The sequence below is a fragment of the Natrononativus sp. DTA114 genome, assembly GCF_059736515.1.
The window spans coordinates 1,157,107-1,178,408 of the sequence record NZ_JCASSN010000001.1 but is presented as its reverse complement, the minus strand read 5'-3'; the positions used below and the strand labels follow the sequence as shown (position 1 = coordinate 1,178,408).

The window sequence follows — 21,302 nt, the reverse complement described above, 5'->3', positions numbered from 1 at the left end:
ACGGAAGTGACGTCAACGGATCGCAACGCCCGGCCGTTCCCCCGTGTGCTCGCCGTTTCGCACGACGAACTCGCCGTTGACGAGGACGTGGTCGATCCCCTCGGCGTAGCTATCGGGTTCGACGAACGTGCCCCCCTGGGCGACCGTCTCCGGGTCGAACACGGTGAGGTCGGCGGCCGTCCCCTCCGTCAGCAGACCGCGACCGGAGAGCCCCAGGCGGGCCGCGGGCTGGCCGGTCATCTTGAATACGGCCTCCTCGAGCCCCAGCACGCCCTCCTCGCGGACGTAGTGGCCCAGCACTCGCGGGAAGGTCCCGTAGCTGCGCGGGTGCGGGACGCCCTCGCCCAGCGGCCCCTCGTTTCGCATCGAGTTGCCGTCGCTGCCGATCATCGTCAGCGGGTGGGCCATGACGGTCTCGACGTCCTCCTCGCTCAGACAGAAGTGGATGTGCTTGGTTCGACAGCGGTCCTCGATCAGGACGTCCATCGTGAGCTCCTCCGGACTCCGGGACTCGTCCTCACGGGCGGCGAGTTCGCCGATCGTCGATCCTTGCAGGTGCTCGAGGTCGTCGGTTCGGACGTTCGTCACGAGGATGTCGTCCCAGGAGTCGGTGCTCTCGGCGAGTTCGCGGCCGATTCGCTCGCGGGTCTCGGGGTCCTGCAGGCGCTCGAGCAGCGCCTCGGTGCCGCCGTCGCGCGCCCACGTCGGCACCCGGGCGCTCAGACTCGTCGAGGAGGCGACGTAGGGGTACTGTTCGCACTGGACGTCGACGCCCTCGCGCTCGCGAGCGAGTTCCATCCGGCGGAGGGTGTACTCGACTTTCCCCCAGTTGTCCCGACCGACGGCCTTGTGGTGGGACACCTGCACCGGAACACCGGCTCGCCGGCCGATCTCGATGGCCTCCTCGAGCCCCTCGAACAGCTCGTCGCCCTCGCTGCGCATGTGGGTGGCGTACAGTTTCCCGTGCTCGGCGACCACGGAGGCGAGCTCGACGATCTCGTCCGTAGCTGCGAAGGCGCCGGGGGTGTAGATGAGCCCCGTCGAGAGCCCTACGGCGCCGTCCGCGAGGGCCTCGTCGATGATCTCCTTCATCTCCTCGAGTTCGCCCTCGGTGGGCTCGCGGTCCTCGTAGCCGATCACCGCCTCGCGGGCGTTCTCGTGGCCGACGAGCGAGCCGACGTTGAGCGAGACGCCCTCGCCCTCGAGGTACTCGAGGTAGTCGGCCATCGTTACCCACTCCTCGGTGTCGACGACGTCGCCGACGCCGCGATAGGCGAAGCTCTCGGCGACAGATTCGGCGCACTCGCCGTAGGTCGGCGCGGCGCTCGTCCCGCAGTTGCCGACGATCTCCGTGGTCACGCCCTGGCGCACCTTGCTGTGGGCCTCCCGGTTGGCGGGCAGCGTGAAGTCGGAGTGGGTGTGGATGTCGATGAAGCCCGGCGAGAGGACGCGGCCCTCGAGGTCGATCTCAACGGCCGCATCGCCGACGTCGGGGCCGATTTCCGTTATTCGTCCCTCGGCGACCGCGAGTTCGCCGCGGGTCCACGGCGCGCCCGTCCCGTCGACGAGTCGCCCGTTTCGAAACGCAATGTCAGCGGTTGGCATGACTACGATGAATCGGGGTGAGTACTAAAATACCGGTCCTCGGTAGCTAGGGTGAGCCGATTCGAGCGGATCGGACCCGGCGTGTTCGCCATCCAACCAGCGGCTTCGATCAGACGTAGTCGCCCTCGCTCTCGTACACCGACGGGTCGTCCCTGAATCGCTCGGCGACGGTCTCGAGGGTGACGAACCGGGCGTTCTCGTGGCTCTTGACGTACCGAATGAACTCCTCGAACAGCGGGATCATGTGGGGGAGTCCGTGGATGTCCGGGTGGATCGTGAACGTGTAGACGCCCGCGCCGCGCCGGTTGTACAGGAAGTCGAACTGCCGTTTGTAGTACTGCTCGTACATCATCTCCGGGTCCTTGTACCCCGCGTGGTAGATCGGCTGCTTGATGAACAGCATCGGCGGGATGTCGTCGCGGTACCAGCTGATCGGAATCTCGACGATGTCGGTCTCCTCGCCGTACTGATAGGGTTCCATCCAGGTTTCGGGGTCCTTGTCGTAGTCGATCTTCTCCCAGCTGTCGCCCTTTCGCATCCAGCCCGGCTCGAACTGGCGCTCCATCAGACTGCTGTCGTAGTCGAAGCCGTGTTTCTCGACCAGCTCCGGCGTGTTGTCGCTGAACTCCCACCAGCTTGCGCGGTGGCCGGTCGGCGGCGAGCCGGTGACGTCTTCGATGAGGTCGATCGACGCCTCGAGGATCGCGTCCTCCTGCTCTCGAGAGAGGTCGGTCGGGTTCTCGTGGGAGTAGCCGTGGACGCCGAGTTCGTGGCCGGCGGCCGCGACCGCCTCGATCTCGTCGCGGAACGTCTCGATCGTGTGTCCCGGCACGTACCAGGAGGTCTCGACGTCCATCTCCTCGAAGAGCGCGAGCATCCGCGGGATGCCCTCGTTGCCGGCCGCCAGCCCTCGAGAGAGGTCCGCCGGGGAGTCCTCACCGCCGTACGAGCCGAGCCAGCCGGCGACGCAGTCCGCGTCGACGCCGATCGCAACATCAACGGTACTCATAGTGCACTCGAGTCTCCCACCGACCAGACCCAAAGAGGTGTGTTAGCCCCACAGTGACCGTACGGATCTCCGACCGGTTTCGCGGCGGTCGTGCGCCCGCCACTCGCGGGACCGGAGCCGTTCCCCGTCCGGCGGGAGACGGGGCGGCGCTTGCCGTCGCCCAACCGTTCATGTCCCGCGGCCGTAATCCTGACCCATGCTCACACCCGACGACGCGCTCGACCTCGAGTGGCCCGGCGCACCCGAGTGGTCTCCCGACTCGGCGTTCCTCGCGGCGCCGATCTACGAAGACGACGGGAACGCGCTGCTCGTCTCACGGCCGACCAACGAACCCGCCAGCGGTCGCTCGGAAGACGACGGCCCCCTGCGGGTTCGCCCAAATGCGGAACACGTCACCGAGTTCGCCTGGTCGCCGACCGACCCCGTCCTCGTCTGCGGGACCGACGGCGGGACGACGGCGCTCGTCGCCCCTCGCGAGGAGACGGTTACGGAACTCGCGCGAACCCCGGACGGCGACGCCGCGCTGACGTGGTCACTCGACGGCGACCGGATCGCGTTCTACCGCGACGGTCGTCCCCGAATTCGCTCGCTCGAGGACGGCACCGAACGCGGCTTCGACGTCCCCGAGCGCGGGCCGTACCTCGGCGAGTCACGGATGCTCGCCTGGCGCGAGGACGGCCTGCTCGCCTACCGGTTCGTCGAGCGAGAGGCGAAGTGCGTCGGGGTGGTCGATACCGACTCGGGGGAACTCGTCTGGCGAACCCGACCGAACGCCTCGTCGCACTCGCCGGTCTGGCTCGCGGACGGCCGCCTCCTGTTCGAACGAAACAGCGAGTACGGCACCGTCAGGGAGTTCGTCGCGACCGACCTCGAGGGCGGCGAAACCGCCCTCTTCCGCGAGGCCGACGACGAGGTAGGAACCCTCTCGCGGGGTTCGCCCCGCGTCTCGCCCGACGGTTCCCGCCTGGCCGCGGCGCTCCCTCTCGACGGCTACGAGCACATTTGCGTGATCGACGTCGCAACCGGGGAGCGAACGCAGCTCACCGAGGGGGAGTTCGAGGACAAGGGACTCGCGGACTCCGCGCCGCGGTGGCTCGACGACGACACGCTCGTCTTCGCTTCCAACCGCCACGATGCGGGACAACGACAGCTCTACACCGTGACGCTCGAGGGCGAGGTCTCCCCGCTGGTCGAGCGCGACGGGACGGCCGTCGACCCGCGCCCGTCGCCCGACGGCAGCCGACTGGCCTACCGCCACGCGAGCGCCGAGCGCTCGACGGAGCTCCGAGTTCTCGATGTGGAAGGGGACGAACCCGACACCGACCGCGACCGCCGGCTCACCCGTTCCGGCGTCGAGTCGTGGTCGACGCCGCCGATCGAACCCGAGCGGATCGCCTACGAGAGCGACGGCCTGACGATCGAGGGCTACCTGCTCGATCCCCGGAAGGGCGAGTCGGTTCCCGACGACGCGACCGACCTTCCCGGCGTGGTCTACGTCCACGGCGGCCCGATGCGCCAGATGCGCGACGGCTTCCACCCCGACCGGGGGTACGGCCTCCAGTACGCGATCCAGCAGTACCTCGCCGCGAAGGGGTACGTCGGTCTGCTGGTCAACTACCGCGGCGGCATCGGCTACGGCCGGGAGTTCCGGGCGGCGCTCGCCGGCGTCACCGGCCGCGCCGAGATGGACGACATCGCCCGCGGGGCCGACTTTCTCCGCGACCTCGAGTACACGAGCGACGCGGTCGGCCTCTGGGGGCTCTCCTACGGGGGGTACGCGGCGCTTCAGCTTCCCGGCATCCACCCGAAGGCGTTCGACGTGACGGTCAACCTCGCCGGGCTGGCCGACCGGCGAAACTACTACGAGTGGGCCACCGAGACGAAGTTCCCCGAAATCGCCTCCGCGGCGGCCGTTCGGATGGGCGGGACCCCCCTCGAGGCCGAAGAACGCTGGGCAGACGCCAGCCCCGTCACCCACATGGACCGCTACGAGACGCCGCTGTACAGCTTCCACGGCACCGGCGATCGGTACGTCAACGTCGAACAGCAGGACATCGTCGTCGACACCCTCATCGACTCCGACGTCGAGTTCGAGGCGGAGTACTACCCCGACGAGACCCACGTCTTCTCCCGGCGGGCGACCTGGGCGCGAACGATCGAGAAGCTCGAGGCGGCGTTCGAGACGCACCTCCGGTAGCCGTCGCTCACCGGTTGCCGCCGCTTCGATCGAAACGAACCGCGGTCTTACGGTCGGGCGCGAGCCGCAGCCGCGACGAGCAGGGCGAGCAGCGCGATACCGATCCCGAACCCGGAAGTTTCGTCGGCGTCGGACTCATCCCCGTCTGCCGCGGCGGACTGGACGGCGATCTCTCGCTCGGAGAAGTGGTTCACCGCGATGAGTACGTCGGCAGCCACCGCCGCGTCGGTCCCCTGGACGACCATGTACCGTGAGTCGTCACCGCCGATTCCACCCGCGAGTTCCGAGTACGACGACGCCTCGGCGGCGACCTCGCCGTCGACGGCCACCTCGAGGTCGTCTCCCGTCTCGAGGGCGGTCTCGGAGATGCTCGCGATGAGCACCGTCCCCTCACTCTCGGCGCGCTCCGCCGTCATCTCGAGGCGCTCGTGGTTCTCGCTCGCGACGTCGACAGCGACGTCCCCGCCGTAGTAGGCGACGTCCGCGACGCGTTCGCCGTCGCGCTCGTCGACGTACACCTCGGCGGTCGCCGTTCCCTCGGCGATCATCTCCTCTTGCTCCTGGGCGTCCTCGTCTCGCTCGCCGTCGGCGTAGGACCGGAAGACGAGCGTCGACTCGCTCTCGAGGTCGGCGACGACGTCGCCCTCGTCGTTGACGGTTACCTCGCCGTCGCCGGCGACGACGAACGCGCCGCTTCGGTTTTCGGTCTCGAGGACGACGCGGTCGCCGCTCTCGGTGGCGGCGGTGGCGTCACTCGAGAGGGCGAGTTCGACGTACTGGGACTCCTCGCCCGCCTCGACGGTGAGGATACCGCGCTCGCTGTCGTGGGCGGTCAGCGAGGCCGATCCCTCGCTCCGGACCGCCGCGCGGGTCTCGGTCTGCGCCTCGAGTTCGAGGCCGAGCCCCGAGAGGTCGGTCACGGCCGAGAGACCGATATCGGCACCGACGCCGGTCTCGCTCTCGTGGTTGCGCTGTGAGTCGACCGCGACGCTCTCGAACAACTGATCGCCACCGACGCGGTAGTCCGTCAGGGCGGTACCGGACGTCTCGAAGGCCACGTGCGTTCCCGCGTACGTTTCCGAGTCGGCCTCCTGGGAGGGCGATGCCGACCCCGCGACCCCACCGGCGACCGCGACGCCGAGCGTCGCCGTCGTCACGAGGAGCGCGAGGACGACCGCTGGTACTGGCTTCATTCCGTCCGCCGGTTTCGGACGGCATACAAAACGTCTTCTGACAGAACCGTCAAAATATGCTAGACTGTGGCGCGCTCGACCGTCGTGGGCTACCGCGAAATTTCGTCCGTCCGCTCGGAAACGACGGCGTCGACCTCCTCTTTCGTCACGAGCGCGACGTCGCCCGGAATGGTTCGCTTGAGCGCGGCCGTCGCGGCGGCGTACTCGAGCGCCTGCGGGACGTCCTCGCCGGCCAGTCGACGGGCGAGGAATGCGCCGGTGAATGCGTCGCCGGTGCCGATCGGATCGACGGTCTCGGTCTCGTAGGCGTCGTGGTCGTGGACGACGGTGTCGTGCCAGGCGAGCGCCCCTTGATCCCCGCGGGTGACGACGACGGTCGTGAAGTCGAACTGCGAGCCGAGGGTGTGGGCGAGCTGGCGCGGGTCGCCGTCGTAGCCGAGGACGGTCCGGGCGTCGCGGGCGGCGACGACGAGCACGTCGATACCCGGGAACAGCGAGGTAAGCGTCTCGCGGGCCTCCTCGGGCGACCAGAGCTTCGCGCGGTAGTTGAAGTCGAACGCCGTGGTCGTCCCGCCCTGTTTGGCGGCTTTGAGCATGTTTGCGGTCGTCTCGCGTAGCGTCGGCGACAGCGCGGGGGTGATCCCGGAGGTGAAGAAGACGCGGGCGTCCTGGATCAGGTCGAGATCGAACTCCTCGGCGCGGGCGGTCGTAATTGCGGCGTTCTCTCGATCGTAGACGACGTTCGTTCCCCGGGGTTTGCCGCCGTGTTCCAGGTAGTAAGTGCCCTGACGCCCCTCCTCGCTCCAGACGATTTCGGTGTCGATCCCGTAGCCCCGGAGTTCGCTGACGACGCGGCGCCCCAGTGGCGAGTTCGGTAGCTTCGAGGTCCAGGTCGACACCGCTCCCAGGCGCTCGGCGGCGATGGCAACGTTGCTCTCGGCGCCCGCGGCGCGAACCTCGAGTTCGCGCGTCGACTCGAGGCGTTCGTTCCCCGGCGGGGAGAGTCGGAGCATCGTCTCGCCGAAGGTGACGAGGTCGCTCACGGGAGCCACCTCCGTCCCACACTGACCGCAGTTGCGTCCATCATATCTCGCTAAACGAACGGACGTGGTATAAGTTGTCGCGTTAGTCGACTCTCGACGTCTCGGCCGCAACCACCGGGGTTCCGCTTCCGCCATCCTCGAGTCCGATCTCGAATCCGAACGCCGCGAGCAGGTCGAGACTCGCCGCGACGTGGTCGGTCGCCGCCGGAATCCGAACCCGCCCGCCGGCCAGCGCGAGGGGGACGAGCAACTGGTCGGCCGCATGCCGGTCGACCGGGGCGTCGCCCTCGAGAAACTCCAGCAGCGCGTCGGCGGCCTCTTCACCCACTCGTTCGGCGAGTTTCCCCTTCTCGCCGAGCGCGGAGAAGCCGGCGACGCCAGTTCCGTGCTCGAGCCGGAGCACGATCGCCGACCCCGGACAGTCGCTCTCCGCGGTCGTTTCGACGCGCTCTCTGGTCTCGAGGCCCGTGCCACGAAGGCGCTCGAGGGCGCCCTCGGCCTGTCGCTCGGCCACGTCGGCGTCGGTCAGGGCGGCGGCTTCGGTCGAGTACAGCCGAACCCCCGCGAGGTCGCCCCGGCGCTCGAGGGTGATCGGGTCGAGCGTCGACGGCTCGAGTTCCAGGGTCGCTCGACCGCCGCCGACGGGGTAGAACCCGCGTCGGTCGACCGCGAGGGTCGCCCGCAGGCCGTACCGACGAAGGAGCGGGAGGGAGACGTACCGGAGGTAGTCGAGCGGCGGCGACCAGGCCACGTCCGTCCCACCGGTCGCCGTCACCGACAGCGGGGCCTCGAGACGGGTTGCGAGGGGGAGCAGCGCGTCGAACAGCAGCGTGACGCTTCCGGCGGTGCCGATGTCGGCCGCGTAGCTGCCGCCCGCGATCTCGTCGGAGGGGTCGAACTCGACCGTCTCCGCGCCGAGTTCGGCTCCCGAACTCTCGGCGTCACAGATCTCGGCCATCGTCTCGAGGGTCGCGAGGTGCTGGTGGCCTAGCCCGGGTGTCGGCCGGTCGCCGCGGACGTTCTCGATGCGAACGGGCTCGTCACGGAGCGCCGCCAGCGCGAGCGCGCTCCGGAGGTACTGACCGCCCGCATCGCTGCCGTCGAGTTCGCGCATGGTCGTTCCTGTGCCCGGAGACGGGAAAACGGTTCGCGTCGCAGGGCCGCCCGGCTCACGTCTCGAGGCTCGTCTGGCCGGTTCGGGAACGCTTTCGGTGGTTCGGACTCGAGAGTGGGGCAGACGAATGCGCCTCCTCGCGAACCCCCTTCGACGCCGATGGCTGCTGTGGGGGACCCTCGGCGCGGTCTTCTTGTTGGTGAACGTCTACCGGCTCTCGACGGCGGTGCTCGCCGAGGACCTGATGGCGGCGTTCGGAACGACCGGCGCACAGTTGGGAACGCTCCACGCGACCTTCTTCTGGGTGTACGCGCTCATGCAGATACCAACGGGCGTGCTCGCCGATCGGGTCGGTCCGCGACGGACGGCCGCGGCCGGTGCGCTCACGATGAGTCTCGGCGGTATCTGGTTCGCCGTTGCGGACACCTACCTGGTGGCGCTCGTCGCCCGGGGCCTGGTCGGCCTCGGCGGGAGCGTGATTTTCGTCTGCATTCTGCGGTTCTGTGCGAACTGGTACCGCGGAGACGAGTTCGCGACGATGAGCGGCCTCTCCTTCGCCGTCTCGGGCGTCGGCGGCGTGTTCGCAACGACGCCGCTCGCGATCGCCGCCGACGCCGCCGGTTGGCGGGCGACGATCGGCTGGCTGGGTGTCCTGGGGCTCGTGTTCGCCGTCGCGGTCTACCTCTTCGTTCGGGACACGCCCGAACGGGCCGGGTTCGAGCCGATCGAGGGCGTTCCCGGCCAGCCGACGCTCACCGGGGACGAACTGCGAGCCGCAGCCAGCGACGTCTTCCGGGACCGGTGGACCTGGGTGGTCAGCGTTCTGCTGTTCTGTACGAGCGGCGTGAATCTCACGCTGTTCGGGCTGTGGGGCGTTCCCTACGTCCGCCAGACCTACGACGTCGACGTGACCACCGCCTCGCTGTTCACGCTTCTCGGCGGCATCGGGCTGATCGTCGGCCCGCCCGGGATCGGCTGGCTCTCCGATCGCCTCGAGTCCCGAACCGAACTCATGGTCGGCGGCGGCGTCTGCTACGTGCTCGCGCTCGGAGCGATCGCCCTCCTCGGCGCGCCGCCGCTGTGGGTGGTCGCCGTCGTCTACTTCCTGACCGGCGTCTTACTGGGGGCGTTCGTCCTCAGCTACGCCGTTATCAAGGACCGCCACCCCGCCAGCGCCAGCGGCGTCTCGACGGGAACGATAAACGGCGCGGCGTTCGTCGGCGCAGCGGTACTCCCCACCCTGATGGGCTGGGCGCTCGACGCCTACTGGACCGGCGAGATCGTCGGCGGCGTTCGCGTCTACACCGCGACGGGCTACCGCGTAGCGTTCGGTATCGCGACGGCCGCCGCGCTCGTGGCGCTTTGCTGTACGCTCTGGCTCCACCGGCGGACGTGAGCCACCGGTGTGAAAACGATCGCTCGAGGCTCACCCCGACCGCCGACGGGTCGCTGCGAGCACGATCAGCACGAGGGCCACCGCGAGCGCGGTGCTGCTGGCGGCGAAGCCCGGAAGCGCGTCGGAAACGCCGTCGGACTCGGTCCCGCTCTCGCCGTCGCTTTGCGTCTCGTCGCTCGAGTCGGGATCCGTCGCTTCTTCCCCACCCATCCGATCGTCCGCCGGCTGGTCGTCCGCCGACTGATCGCCCGACTGCTGGTCGCCGGACTTGCCTTCGCCGATTTCGACGGTGACGTCGCCGTCGTGGACCGGGACGGGCCACCCTCGCTCGAGTTCGACGCTGCTCTCGCCGAACGAAATCGTCGCCTCCGAGACCGACGCGTCCTCGGCGACGGTGACGGTGAGCGTCGCGACGACGTCGTTCCCCGTCGCGCCGCCGGAGGTTCGGGTCTGGTCGAGGGTCGCGGTGCCGTCCTCGTGGTCCAGCGACTCTTCGACCTGAACGTCGCCCCCGTCGCCCTCGAGCCACGGGCCTGCCTCGAGGTCGGTGATCTCGAGGTGGTCGGGGTCGTACTCGGCGACGAGCGCGACGGCGCCGACGCCCTCGCCGCCGTGGCCGCCCTGGCTGCGCATCACGACGTCGACCTCGACCGTCTCGCCCGGCGCGGCCTCGACGGTCGACTCCGCCGGCGAGATGACGGCGACCTGATCGCCTGCCCCGACGGTGCCGACGGCGGCGATCGCGAGCAGGGCGACGAGTCCGAGGACGGCGGCGGTCGTCGCCCTCTGGCGGTCGGTTCCGCTCATCGTGGCTCCTCCGCGACGGCCGGTGGCGGCTCGAGCCCGGCCGGAGCGGCCCCATCGGTAGCCGCCTCGAGCGGCGCTCGCGGGCGCTGATCGTCCTCGTTCATCTGGGATAGTCGTCGTTGCACGGGCACGGCCTTACCGCTTGCTCTCGAGCACGCGACGTGGCCGGCCGGGAGGTGGTTCGTTCGTCCCGTTTCGTTCGTCCGAGGGTCCGTCGAACGGCGCTTACCGTCCGCCGGGAACGCTGCTCGCGTCGACGCTCGCCTTGAGCTTGAAGTGGTCGTAGCCGTCGGAGGTCGGCACGTCGAAGTCGTACTCCCAGTGGTCCTGGTCGGGGTCGTAGCCGCCGAACACTCGAAGGACCGGCTCCTCGACGCCCGCGACTAGCTGGGCGAGCGCGTCGGTTCCGAACGTCGCGTAGATCGTGCCGCCGTCGACCTCGACCGACTCGGCGGCGAGGTCGTCGCCGGTCCGGATCACCGCGCGGAACGTGTCGGTGCGGATCTCCTCGGCGCCCTCTGGAACGGGCAGACAGATGGTGATTTCGCTGCCCTCGTGGGAGACGCGAGCCTCGCCGACGTCCTCGTCGACGCGGATCATCCGGTTCTCGCGCTCGGGGGCGACGGTTCCCCACTCCTCGAGGGTGTCGAGGACGAACGGCCCCTGGAACTGACCGGAGTCGATGACGATCTCTGCCTCGCTCAGCACCTCGTCGTTGCCGACGACGTAGTCGTTGTTCGCGAGGTAGTACGTCTCGTCGCTCTCGACGGGCTCGCCGTCGACGAACACGTTGTCGATCCACGTCTCGTCGCCGTGCCCCCACCACTCGTAGGAGACGCCGGAGACCTGGATCGCGGGCTGGGTACCGAAGGTCTCGTCGGGGTGCGGGCGCACCTCGCGCTCGAGATAGGCGACGAGCTGGTCGCCGGTCACCTCGACGACGACGATCTCGTTGGGGAACGGCAGGGTCTCCATCACGGCGGTGCCGGTGATCTCACCTGGGCCGTAGACGTCGCCGCGGATGCCACCGCCGTTCTGGACGGCGACGTCGACGTCGATGTCGCCCAGCTCGCCGACGGCTCGCATCGCGTCGGTGATGAGGTTCCCGAAGCCGGTCTCGATCGCGTAGTTGTCGAAGGTGCCGTTGAGCTCGGTCTCGCTCACGAAGTGGGGCTGGCCGAGCGTCTCCTCGAGGTCGGCGGTCCACTCCTCGGTCAGATCGGCGAGGAACTCGTCTTCCTCGACGTCGGCCGCCTCGAGGGCGGTGATCTCCTCGTACTCGTCGACCTCCGGGGCCGGGTCCCAGCCCTCGGCCAGCAGGTCGGTCCGCTGCCAGTCGACGAGCTCGCCGTCGGCGTCGAGGGTGATCGCGCCGACGTGGTCGAACTCGTCGCCGAACTCGCTGATGACCGTCCCGTCGACGATGTCGGGTTCGTCGAAGACGACGCCGGAGTGCGAGCCGACGATGGCGTCGAGGCCGTCGACCTCCTCGGCGATCAGGTAGTGGGTCGGACTCGAGACGTGGGAGGCGCAGACGACGACGTCCGCACCCTCCTCGCGCAGTGCGTCGACGGCCTCCTGGGACCCCTCGACGTAGCCGAGGACCTCCCACTCCTCGGGATAGTCCGTCAGCGAGTGGAAGTTCTCGGAGACGAGACCGAAGACGCCGATCGTCAGGTCGCCCTCCTCGAGGGTGATCCAGCGCTCGGTGCCTGGAACCGCCTCGCCCTGGTCGTCGAGGAGGTTGGCGACGACCCACGGGAACTCGCTCTCCTCGAAGCGCTCGAGCGCAACGTCGGCGCCGAAGTCGTACTCGTGGTTGCCGACGCCGTCGACGTCGATCTCCATGTAGTTGAGCGCCTCGATCATGTGTTCGCCCTCGTACTCGAGGCCGAGCATCGACGGCGCGATATCGTCGCCGTTGCCGACGAACATCGAGTTCTCGTTCGCCGACAGGATCTCCTGGACGATAGTGTAGTATCGGGCGATGTTCAGTTCGTCCTCGCCGGCGTCCTCGAATCGGCCGTGAAAGTGGGTGTCGTGGACGAGCGTTACGGTTTCTTCGCCCGCGGTGACGCTCGCACTCCCCGGGACGAGCGCGGCGAGCGACGCGCCCGCGGTCGCGCCGAGGAACCGGCGCCGATCGATCGTCGGCTGCGTCCACGTGTCGGTGGCCTCCGCGCTCTCCTCACTGCCCTGTTGTGGCATACCTTGATCTGCGAGAGTGAGCGGAAATAACTTTCCAATTTCCGAACTGATCGCTTACTACGACTATAGAGAACTCTGAAGAGCGCCTCCTCTCTCTCCAAAACCACACGATAATGGAATTACTGAATCAGTGATTACTTTCCGACATAGTCTCGGCCTCGTCGGCGGTTACCCACCGTGGCCGGGGTAATCCCGCTCGAACCGCTCCTCGATCTCGGCGTCGTCGATCGAGACGATCACCGGGCGGCCGTGGGGACAGGCGTAGGGGTTCTCGCAGTCGTCGAGCGCCGCGAGCAGGTCGACGACCGAGCCTTCCGTCAGCGAGGTGTTCCCCGTGATCGAGGGGTGACAGGCCAGGTCGCCGAGGAACTCGTCGGCCAGCGCGTCGATCGTCTCCGATCCCGCCTCGCGGTCGCCCTCGACGAACGCCGAGAGGACGTCCCGCAGGCGGTCTGGCTCGAGGGTCTTCTCGAGAACTGCGGGAACGGTCGTCACCGCGACGGTCCGATCGTCCACCTTCTCGGCGGTGAAGCCGAGTCGCGCGAGCGCCTTCTTGTAGTGCCCGAAGGCCTCCGCTTCGGCGGCCGTTAGCTCGAGTTCGACCGGCGAGGCCAGCGCCTGGGTCGTCGAGTCGTCGGCGAACGCCTCGCGCAGGCGCTCGTAGTTCACCCGCTCGTCGGCGGCGTGCTGGTCGATCAGGAGCAGTCCGTCGGGGCTCTCACAGACCAGGTAGGTGTCCCGGAACTGGCCGAGCACCGAGAGCGACGGCAGCGAGTCGAACTCGCTCTCGGCGGCCGCCGACGTCCCCTCGAGGGTTCGCTGGTCGGTCAGTCGGTCGAACGACCGCTCATCGCCGACTCGCGTGTCGTCGTGGTCGGCGGATCCGCCGGCCGGTTTCGAGGTCCCGTCGGTCGCACCCGAGTTCGGCCGGCTCGGAACGGGTTCGAACTCATCTCGGACCGCCCCGCCCGGCGACGAGTCGGGGCCACTCGAGGCGCCGGCGCTCGAGGGCGTTTCGGAGGCTTCCGGGCCCGGATCGTTCGACGCTGACCGATCGGGGCGCTCCCCCGTCGGCGGTGCGGTTCGCTCGCGCGCCGATCCGCCCTCGGCCGGCTCGGACCCGCTCGATGCGCGGCGCTCGCCCCCCGCGCTCGAGCCCTCGCCCGCAGGTTCGGCGTCGGCCCGACCCGAGCCAGCCGCACTCGTCTGGCCGTCATTGGAGTCCGTGGCCGCTGCCCATCGGCTCGGTTCGACCTGCGTCTCGGCGGGCGCGGACCGCCCGCGGGGGGCGCTCGAGCGCAACAGACCGGCCTCGAGCAGCGCCGACTCGACGGCGGCGTCGACCTGGCGGCGGACCGCGTCGTCGTCGTCGAAGCGAACCTCTCGTTTCCGGGGATGGACGTTAACGTCGACGGCGCCGCCGGGCACCTCGAGAAAGAGCGCGACGAACGGGTAGCGGTCGCCGCCGAGTTGAGTGCCGTAGGCGCCCATGATCCCCTCGCGGATGGCGTCGCTCGTGACCGCGCGGCCGTTGACGTAGGTGGCGAGATACTCCCGGCTCGAGCGGTTCGTCTCGGGGTGTGAGACCAGCCCGGAGACCGACTCGAGCGGCCCCACGGGGAGTTCGTCGCCGTCGACCTCGACGGGGTGCATCGCTTTCGCGACCTCGCGGCCGTACACCGAGAGCACCGCGGCCTGCAGGTCGCCCTGGCCGGTCGTCGCGAACACCTCACGGCCGTCGTGGGAGAGCGAGACGGCGACCTCGGGGTTCGCCAGCGCGTAGCGGGTGACGACCCGGTTGACGTGGGCGAACTCCGTCGCCGTCGTCTTCAGGAACTTCCGGCGGGCGGGCGTGTTGGCGAAGAGGTCGGTGACGCAGACGACGGTTCCCTCGGGACAGCCCGCGGGTTCGACGGTCTCGACGGTGCCCGCCTCGTAAACGAGTTTCGTGCCGCTCGCGGCCGTCGCTCGCGCGGCTGCCTCGGCCCCGTTCTCTCCTCCGTCCGCACGCGGTCGGGTCCGGATCTCCAGGCGCGACACCGATCCGATGGTGTGCAGCGCCTCGCCCCGGAAGCCGAGGGTGGCGACGCCGGACTCGAGGTCCGAGAGTCCCTCGAGTTTGCTCGTGGTGTGCTGTCGGACCGCCGCTCGGACGTCGGTCTCGGTCATCCCCCGGCCGTCGTCTGCCACGCGGATCAGCTCCGTTCCGCCCTCCTCGACGGCCACGTCGAGTCGGCTGGCGTCGGCGTCGAGGCTGTTCTCGACCAGTTCCTTGACGGCGCTTGCCGGTCGCTCGACGACCTCGCCGGCGGCGATCCGGGCGACGGTGTCCTCGTCCAGCCGGCGGATCGCCGTCCCGTCCATCACGAACGCACCCCTTGTTGCGGTTGCTCGCCGTTCCTGCGGTCGAAACCGGCGTGAGATCCGGGCATACCCGTTGTCTGGGTCTCACGGGCAAAAAAGCTCTCTGGACCCCGTCCATGCGGCCGGAGAGGTGCCCGTCCCTCTCGAAGATCCATGCCGACACACCACCAGTGTCCCGAACACGCGTCTTCGTCGCCTCGCAACTGCGGTTCACCTCTTCACAGGGATGTAGCTTATAGGTAATTGCGACTGGAAAATACTATATCGTCGTCGACACCCGGATCGCACAGATCGTCGGGCGGGCCGAATCGCCAGCGCCGGGGAAAGAGAGAGCACGCTGGCCCGCGAACGACTCCCTATGCATCCCGCGCCCGGCGCGTCCGCGCTCGCCGACTCGCTCCTCGCGGCGGCGCTCGTGCTCGCGGTCGCGGCCGTTCACCTGCTGCCCGACGAGGTGCCGATCTCGAGCGGGCTCTCGCGGCACAGTCTGCTCTCGACGGCCGGGGGCGTCTCGATCGTCTACGCCTTCCTCCACCTGTTTCCCGAACTCGACGAGCGGCGGGGGACCCTCGAGGGGATCGACGTCCTCGTCGGTACCCTCGCCGCCCACCACATCTACGCGCTCGCGTTCGTCGGGCTGGCGCTGTTCTACGGCCTCGAGCGGCTGGCGACGCTCTCGAAGGCCCACGAGTTCGAGCACGAACTCCCGCCCTTTACCGACGAGCCGGTGTTCTGGCTCCACGTCGGCAGCTTCGTCGTCTACAACGCCTTCATCGGTTACGTACTCGTTCAGGGGGAGACGGGCACCGACAGCACCGCACTGTTCGCCGTCGCGATGGGGTTGCACCTGCTCGGCAACGACGCGGCGCTCGAGGATCACCACCGCGAGAGCTATCGGCGCATCGGCCGCTGGCTGCTCGCCGCCGCCGTCCTCGCCGGCGCGGGGATCGGCGCCGTCTACACGCTCAGCCAGGGGACGTTCACGGTTCTCCTCGGCCTGCTGACCGGCGGGGTCGTGTTCAACGCGATCAAGGACGAACTCCCGAGGACCGAACAGAGCCGCTTCTGGGCGTTCGCGGCGGGTGCAGCCGGCTACGCGGCGGTACTACTCGTCCTGTAGCGCTAGTCCTCGAGGCGGCGCTGCCACTCCTGGACCTTCGAGATCAGTTCGACGGGCGGCGTCTCGTTGACCTCCACGCCCTCGAGTTCCTCGAGCACCCGCTTCGTCTCCGGGTCGATTGCCTCGCTCGGCTCACTCCCGTCGAAGGCCCCCTCCGACGAGGATCGCCTCGCCGCGCTCGGCTCACCACCGTCCGCATTGGCCGGCCCCCGAAAGCCGCCGCTCGAGACGTCGAACACCGTCTGGACCGGCTCCGTCGACCCGCCGCCCTTCGCCTCGATCGCCTTCTCCTCGCGCAGGCGTTCGAGGACGTCCCGTGATCGCTCGAGGACTGGATCGGGAACCCCCGCGAGTTCGGCCACGTGGATGCCGTAGGAGCGGTTCGTCGGCCCGTCCCGCACGGTCCTGAGGAAGGTGACGTCGCCGTCGCGTTCGTCGACGGCGACGTGGACGTTCGCCACCCGCGGGAGGTGTTCGGCCAGCCCCGTGAGTTCGTGGTAGTGGGTCGCAAAGAGCGTCTTCGCCCGGACCTCGTTGTGCAGGTACTCCGTGGCCGCCCAGGCGATCGAGATGCCGTCGTAGGTCGCCGTTCCCCGGCCGACCTCGTCCAGAATGACGAGGGAGTCCTCTGTTGCACTGTGGAGGATATTCGAGAGCTCGTTCATCTCGACCATGAACGTCGATCGGCCCTGGGCGAGTTCGTCGAGGGCACCGACGCGCGTGAAGATCCCGTCGACGATCCCCACCGTCGCCTCGCGCGCGGGAACGAAACTACCGATCTGGGCCAGCAGGACGATACAGGCGGCCTGGCGCATGTACGTCGACTTCCCCGACATGTTGGGGCCGGTGACGACGAGAAACCCACGATCGTTGGTCATCCGAACGTCGTTGGGGACGAACTCGGTCGTTCCCTCGACGACCGGGTGGCGACCCTGGTCGATCTCGAGACCGCCCTCCCGGCGCACCGTTGGGCGCACCCAGCCGTTCGCGGCGGCGTGGGTCGCCAGGCTCGAGAGCGCGTCGACGGTTGCGAGCGTCCGGCCGACGTCCTGGAGCAGTTCCGCCCGCGCGGTGACTTCGTCACGGAGTTCCTCGAACAGTTCGTACTCGAGTTCGCCGCGTCGTTCCTCGAGACGCAACACTTCGCGTTCCTTCTCGGCTAACTCCTCGGTCGTGAACCGTTTGGAGTTCTTGAGCGTCTTGATCTCGGTGTAGTGGTCGGGGACGCCGCCCGCCGCTGATTTCCCCACCTGGATGTAGTAGCCGTCGGTCTTGTTCCGGTCGACGGAGACGTGTGCGAGCCCGTATTGGCGTTTCTCCCGGTCGGCGAGGGTGTCGAACCACTCCCGAAGCTCCTCGTGACGGTCGATCACCTCGTCGAGTTCCGCGTCGTAGCCCCGCGTGAGCAGCCCGCCCTGGGTCACCGTCGACGGCGGATCCGCGGCGAGGGCGCTCGAGAGCGTCTCGCGCAGGTCGGCTGCGGCCTCGCGATCCGGTCGGTCGACGATCGATGCGAGCGGCGAGTCGGCTAGTTCGGGGTTCGATGCGACGAGATCGGCGACCCGCGGCAGGGTGGCGAGGGTATCCACGACGGCGAGCAGGTCGCGAGCGTCGGCGCTGCCGTGGGTCGCCCGCGAGGCCAGCCGCTCGAGGTCGGAGACCTCGCCGAGCACCTCGCGGAGTTCGTCGCGGGCCAGCGCCGCGGAGGCGAGGGCGGCGACGCTCGCCTGGCGTTCCGTGATACCTTCGAGATCGCGTCTCGGCCGCCCGAGCCACTCCTTCAGCAGCCGTCCGCCCGCGCTGGTTCCGGTGTGGTCGATCGTCGCGAACAGCGACCCCTCGCGGTCGCCGTGCATCGTCTCGGTGAGTTCCAGGTTGCGCTGGGTGGTTGCGTCGAGTGTGACGTGGTCGTCGCCGCGGTGGGTCTGCAATCGCGTCATCGACGCCAGCACGCCGGTGCCGGTTTCTTCGACGTAGGTGAGCGCCCCGCCGGCGGCTGCGACGGCCGCCTCGCCGATGTCGAGGCGCTCGAGGGGTTCTCTTCCGAACTGCTCGCGGACGGCGTGGGCGGCCCGTTTGGGCGCGAACGCCTCGGCGTCGTACAGCGTCAGGGCTGCGGCCGTTCGTTCGCGGATTCGCCCCAGGAGGTCGTCGTCGTTTCGCACCTCGGGACCGGGAAGCACCTCCGCGGGCGAGAAGCGGTACAGCTCCGTCAGCACCTCCTCGGGATCGTCGGCCTCGGCCACGAGAAACCGACCGGTGGTCACGTCGGCGAAGGCGAGGCCGTAGCCGCTTCCGGCGGCGACCACCGTCGTGAGATACTGGGCGTCGGCGTCGCTGGTCTCGAGCAGGGTCCCGGGTGTGACGACCCGGACGATCTCGCGGGCGTGGCCGCCGTCGGTTTCGTACTGGTCGGCGACGGCGACCCGGTAGCCGCGTTCGACGAGCGCCTTGAGATACGGCGTGAGCTCCGAGAGCGGGACGCCGGCCATCGGATACGACGAACCGTGTGAGGATTTCTGGGAGACCTTCAGATCGAGTTCCTCGCCGACGGTCTCCGCATCCTCGGCGAAGAACTCGTAGAAGTCGCCGCACTGCATCGCCAGCAACTCCGCGTCCGTCTCCTCCTTCAGCGAGAGGAACTCCCCCACGATGCCCGTCGCCTCTGTCATAGTCGGCCAGTACGCGTCCACCGGTAAAATCCTGCGGGTTGTGCGGAGACGAATCAGCAATGCTGACTCTCATCTTCTCGCGGTGATCAGCAAGATTGATACGTGACCGCCCGAAACGGTTGGCTCGAGAGAGGGGTGTTAGTTTTTACCATGCCCATTATTATCATACTTAACAACAGTTCATTCTGATATAATCGGATTTTTTAGTTGGATGTTACAGTATAATTTGTGTATTTCTGGATAAATGTTTAACTGGCAAGCGTGTGACGACCCCATCGGCGGAGCGAACGTAACACGTCACGGACGGGTTCCGCCGACTCGGAGGTCCGTGACACACCTCAAATAATGAGTGGAGGACATCAACCTGCAGACAGTCGTACAGACGAACAGACGTCACGGATGGGGCCATCCCGACGCACGTGTCTCAAGGGGATCGCGGCGACGGGCGTTGGACTCGCATACGCATCATCAGGGGCAGCGGCGAGTTCTGACGGCGGCAACTCCTCGATTCCGTACGCCGACGAGTATGGCAGCGTCGTCAACGTCGTCGAAGACTACGGAGCGGCCAACGACGCCAGCGAGTCGATCGTTCCGGTGCTCGAGCGAATCTACGCCGAGCACGGCGACGACACGCTGTTTTACTTCCCAGCGGGGAGGTACTACATCGACCGTGAGTTCGAAGTAACCGGCTTCAACAATCTCGGCTTCGTCGGCGAGCAGGCGGAAGTAACGCCTGAGGGGACCGCCGACGTCGACGATTCGGACGATGACGAGGAGTCGGACGATACCGAGGAGTCGGCCAGCGAAGAAGCCGAGGAGAAGTCCGACGACGAACCTGAAGTCGAGGAGGCCGACGACGTCCCGGACTTCTGTCGCATCGATCCCGACGCTCGCGAAACGGGAGACGAGGCCGACGACTCCAACGACAACTCGGACAACGGTAACTCGAGTAACGACAACCCGGGCAACGGAAACTCGGATAACTCCGAGGACGAGGAACCCGCCGAACACAAGACCGAAAACACCGTCGAGTTCGTCCACCCGGACTACCACGGCTTCCACGGGAGCGGACACCTTCACCGGCTGTTCCGCTTCGGAAAGCCGGAAGACTGGGGGCGACCGGGCCGGAACCTCCGGTTCGAAGGATTCGATATCGACTGGCGGTCCCCGCAGACGGGCCTGCGCGTAATCGAGGCCGACGTTTACGACGGTCTCGTCGTCCGGAACATCAACGTCCACGGCCGTCACGATTCGGGCGCCCTCGGTCCGGTACGACTGGCGATCACGAACCCGGACGGAACCGGCCTCGTCGAGGGCCTCCGGGTCCCCGACGGCGGTGAGTTCACGTCGGACGTCAACACGGGCTCGATCCAGAGTGTCGGCCCGATCGGCTTCCTGTCGAACGATTACCACTACGGCACGCTCACCTACAAGGACTGCCTGCTCGTGGGATACCCGAACAACGGGTTGTACTCGTCGACCGGACCCGGAGCGGTTCGCGTCATCGGTGGCCGCTACGTGAACAACAACGTCGCACAGCTTCGACTCGGCGGGCAGAACAACTACGTCGACGGCGCGACGTTGGTCACCGATGCAAACATGACCTCGGACGGCCACGAGGTCCGCCAGCGCGCGATCCGCCTCGAGAACGGTTCCCAGAACACCCTTATCGAGAACGTCGACATCAACATGACCGACGGCCGCGCGGCGGAGGCAATCGTGTTGCGCCGCGACGTCACCGACGTGACGTTCCGCAACCTCTCGCTCCACATCGACGTCGACCGATCGATCAACGGGATCCGCGTTCGCGGACATCCCAGTGCCTCGGTCAACCCGGGCCAGTTCACTATCGAGAACTCGACGCTCGACCACAACGCACCCGGCGGCTCGACCCTGCTGTTCGACGACGTCGGTTCCGATGCGGACCCGGCGACCGTCGAGGACGTGACGATCACTGGAACGATGGGGATCAACGGGAACCGCCCGGCGATCTTCAACTTCCGCGACAACGTGACCTTCCGTAACATCACGATCGACCAGGACGGTCACTCGCTGCGGCGCGGCCTCGACAACCGCGGCGACAACGTTACGACCCAAAACATCGACGACTAATCGGCTATGGGGCACCGTGGTGGGGACCACGGAACTAAGACAGGATCGACGACGTGGGGCTTACGCGTATTTTTCGATAACCGAACATCCGAGAGCCGCTGGCGTCTCGAGTCCGTGCTTGTAGAGTCGACGCTCAGTACAGCGGACCGCCCAGCGGAACGTCCTCCGCCGGCGTCACGAGCACCGGATGGCCGTCCTCGTCGGGGACGCCGACCGTCAGCGCCTCGGATTTGAACCCCGCAATTCGGACCGTGCCGAGCCCGGTCGCGCACAGCACCTGCCGACCCGGAAGCTCCTCCGGATCGTGATGGTAGCCGAGCTGGGCGGCCGACTGCACCGTCTCCTCGCCCAGATCGACCCGGAGTTTCACCATCTTCGGCTTGTTCGTCTCCGGAAACGCTTCCGCACTGAGCACCTCACCGACGCGGATCTCCGCGTCGAACGGGGATTCGACCATACGCT

The 21,302-nt window shown here is 68.0% G+C and carries 14 protein-coding genes; 4 read left to right on the top strand and 10 right to left on the bottom strand.

Annotated elements, in window-relative coordinates:
- Positions 1-12: 12 nt before the first annotated feature.
- Together AC6I6S_RS06095 and AC6I6S_RS06090 are read right to left on the bottom strand one after the other, a co-directional pair.
- Positions 13-1,605 carry an N-acyl-D-amino-acid deacylase family protein gene (locus AC6I6S_RS06095; protein WP_497948842.1) on the bottom strand — a complete coding sequence of 531 codons (1,593 nt, stop codon included), beginning with the start codon at positions 1,603-1,605 and terminating at the stop codon, positions 13-15.
- 109 nt (positions 1,606-1,714) lie between these two features.
- Positions 1,715-2,614: a polysaccharide deacetylase family protein gene (locus AC6I6S_RS06090; RefSeq protein WP_497948841.1), complete on the bottom strand. Its 900-nt coding sequence runs from the start codon at positions 2,612-2,614 to the stop codon at positions 1,715-1,717.
- Between the two features lie 196 nt (positions 2,615-2,810).
- Here AC6I6S_RS06090 and AC6I6S_RS06085 point away from each other — a divergent pair, with 196 nt between their 5' ends.
- Positions 2,811-4,811 carry a S9 family peptidase gene (locus AC6I6S_RS06085; protein WP_497948840.1) on the top strand — a complete coding sequence of 667 codons (2,001 nt, stop codon included), beginning with the start codon at positions 2,811-2,813 and terminating at the stop codon, positions 4,809-4,811.
- Between the two features lie 47 nt (positions 4,812-4,858).
- On the opposite strand, the gene AC6I6S_RS06080 is transcribed toward AC6I6S_RS06085, so the two are convergent.
- From AC6I6S_RS06080 to rtcA, 3 genes are all read right to left on the bottom strand, one after another.
- Positions 4,859-6,004 (bottom strand): hypothetical protein, encoded by a 1,146-nt coding sequence (locus tag AC6I6S_RS06080; protein WP_497948839.1) that lies wholly within the window; start codon positions 6,002-6,004, stop codon positions 4,859-4,861.
- An 89-nt stretch (positions 6,005-6,093) separates the two neighbouring features.
- On the bottom strand, positions 6,094-7,047 hold the full coding sequence (gene kdgK1 / locus AC6I6S_RS06075) for a bifunctional 2-dehydro-3-deoxygluconokinase/2-dehydro-3-deoxygalactonokinase (protein ID WP_497948838.1): 954 nt from the start codon (positions 7,045-7,047) through the stop codon (positions 6,094-6,096).
- A gap of 82 nt (positions 7,048-7,129) precedes the next feature.
- Positions 7,130-8,161: an RNA 3'-terminal phosphate cyclase gene (gene rtcA / locus AC6I6S_RS06070; protein WP_497948837.1), complete on the bottom strand. Its 1,032-nt coding sequence runs from the start codon at positions 8,159-8,161 to the stop codon at positions 7,130-7,132.
- A 127-nt stretch (positions 8,162-8,288) separates the two neighbouring features.
- Here rtcA and AC6I6S_RS06065 point away from each other — a divergent pair, with 127 nt between their 5' ends.
- Positions 8,289-9,557 (top strand): MFS transporter, encoded by a 1,269-nt coding sequence (locus AC6I6S_RS06065; protein ID WP_497949304.1) that lies wholly within the window; start codon positions 8,289-8,291, stop codon positions 9,555-9,557.
- A 30-nt stretch (positions 9,558-9,587) separates the two neighbouring features.
- Here the strand turns inward: AC6I6S_RS06065 and AC6I6S_RS06060 are convergent, their stop codons facing one another.
- From AC6I6S_RS06060 to mutL, 3 genes are all read right to left on the bottom strand, one after another.
- Positions 9,588-10,364, bottom strand: coding sequence for a cohesin domain-containing protein (locus AC6I6S_RS06060; protein ID WP_497948836.1), 777 nt, complete (start codon positions 10,362-10,364; stop codon positions 9,588-9,590).
- A gap of 225 nt (positions 10,365-10,589) precedes the next feature.
- A complete protein-coding gene (locus tag AC6I6S_RS06055) occupies positions 10,590-12,572 on the bottom strand; it encodes a bifunctional metallophosphatase/5'-nucleotidase (protein WP_497948835.1) in 1,983 nt (660 codons plus the stop codon).
- A 168-nt stretch (positions 12,573-12,740) separates the two neighbouring features.
- Complete coding sequence (gene mutL, locus AC6I6S_RS06050) at positions 12,741-14,936, bottom strand: DNA mismatch repair endonuclease MutL (RefSeq protein WP_497948834.1); 2,196 nt, start codon at positions 14,934-14,936, stop codon at positions 12,741-12,743.
- A 358-nt stretch (positions 14,937-15,294) separates the two neighbouring features.
- On the opposite strand from mutL, the gene AC6I6S_RS06045 reads away from it, so the two are divergent.
- Positions 15,295-16,056 (top strand): hypothetical protein, encoded by a 762-nt coding sequence (locus AC6I6S_RS06045; RefSeq protein ID WP_497948833.1) that lies wholly within the window; start codon positions 15,295-15,297, stop codon positions 16,054-16,056.
- Positions 16,057-16,058: 2 nt separating this feature from the next.
- Here AC6I6S_RS06045 and mutS read toward each other — a convergent pair whose 3' ends face one another.
- Positions 16,059-18,728: a DNA mismatch repair protein MutS gene (mutS, locus tag AC6I6S_RS06040; protein WP_497948832.1), complete on the bottom strand. Its 2,670-nt coding sequence runs from the start codon at positions 18,726-18,728 to the stop codon at positions 16,059-16,061.
- Positions 18,729-19,127: 399 nt separating this feature from the next.
- Here mutS and AC6I6S_RS06035 point away from each other — a divergent pair, with 399 nt between their 5' ends.
- Complete coding sequence (locus AC6I6S_RS06035; RefSeq protein WP_497948831.1) at positions 19,128-20,840, top strand: hypothetical protein; 1,713 nt, start codon at positions 19,128-19,130, stop codon at positions 20,838-20,840.
- A 133-nt stretch (positions 20,841-20,973) separates the two neighbouring features.
- Here AC6I6S_RS06035 and AC6I6S_RS06030 read toward each other — a convergent pair whose 3' ends face one another.
- Positions 20,974-21,297 (bottom strand): tRNA-binding protein, encoded by a 324-nt coding sequence (locus AC6I6S_RS06030; protein ID WP_497948830.1) that lies wholly within the window; start codon positions 21,295-21,297, stop codon positions 20,974-20,976.
- Positions 21,298-21,302 lie beyond the last annotated feature (5 nt).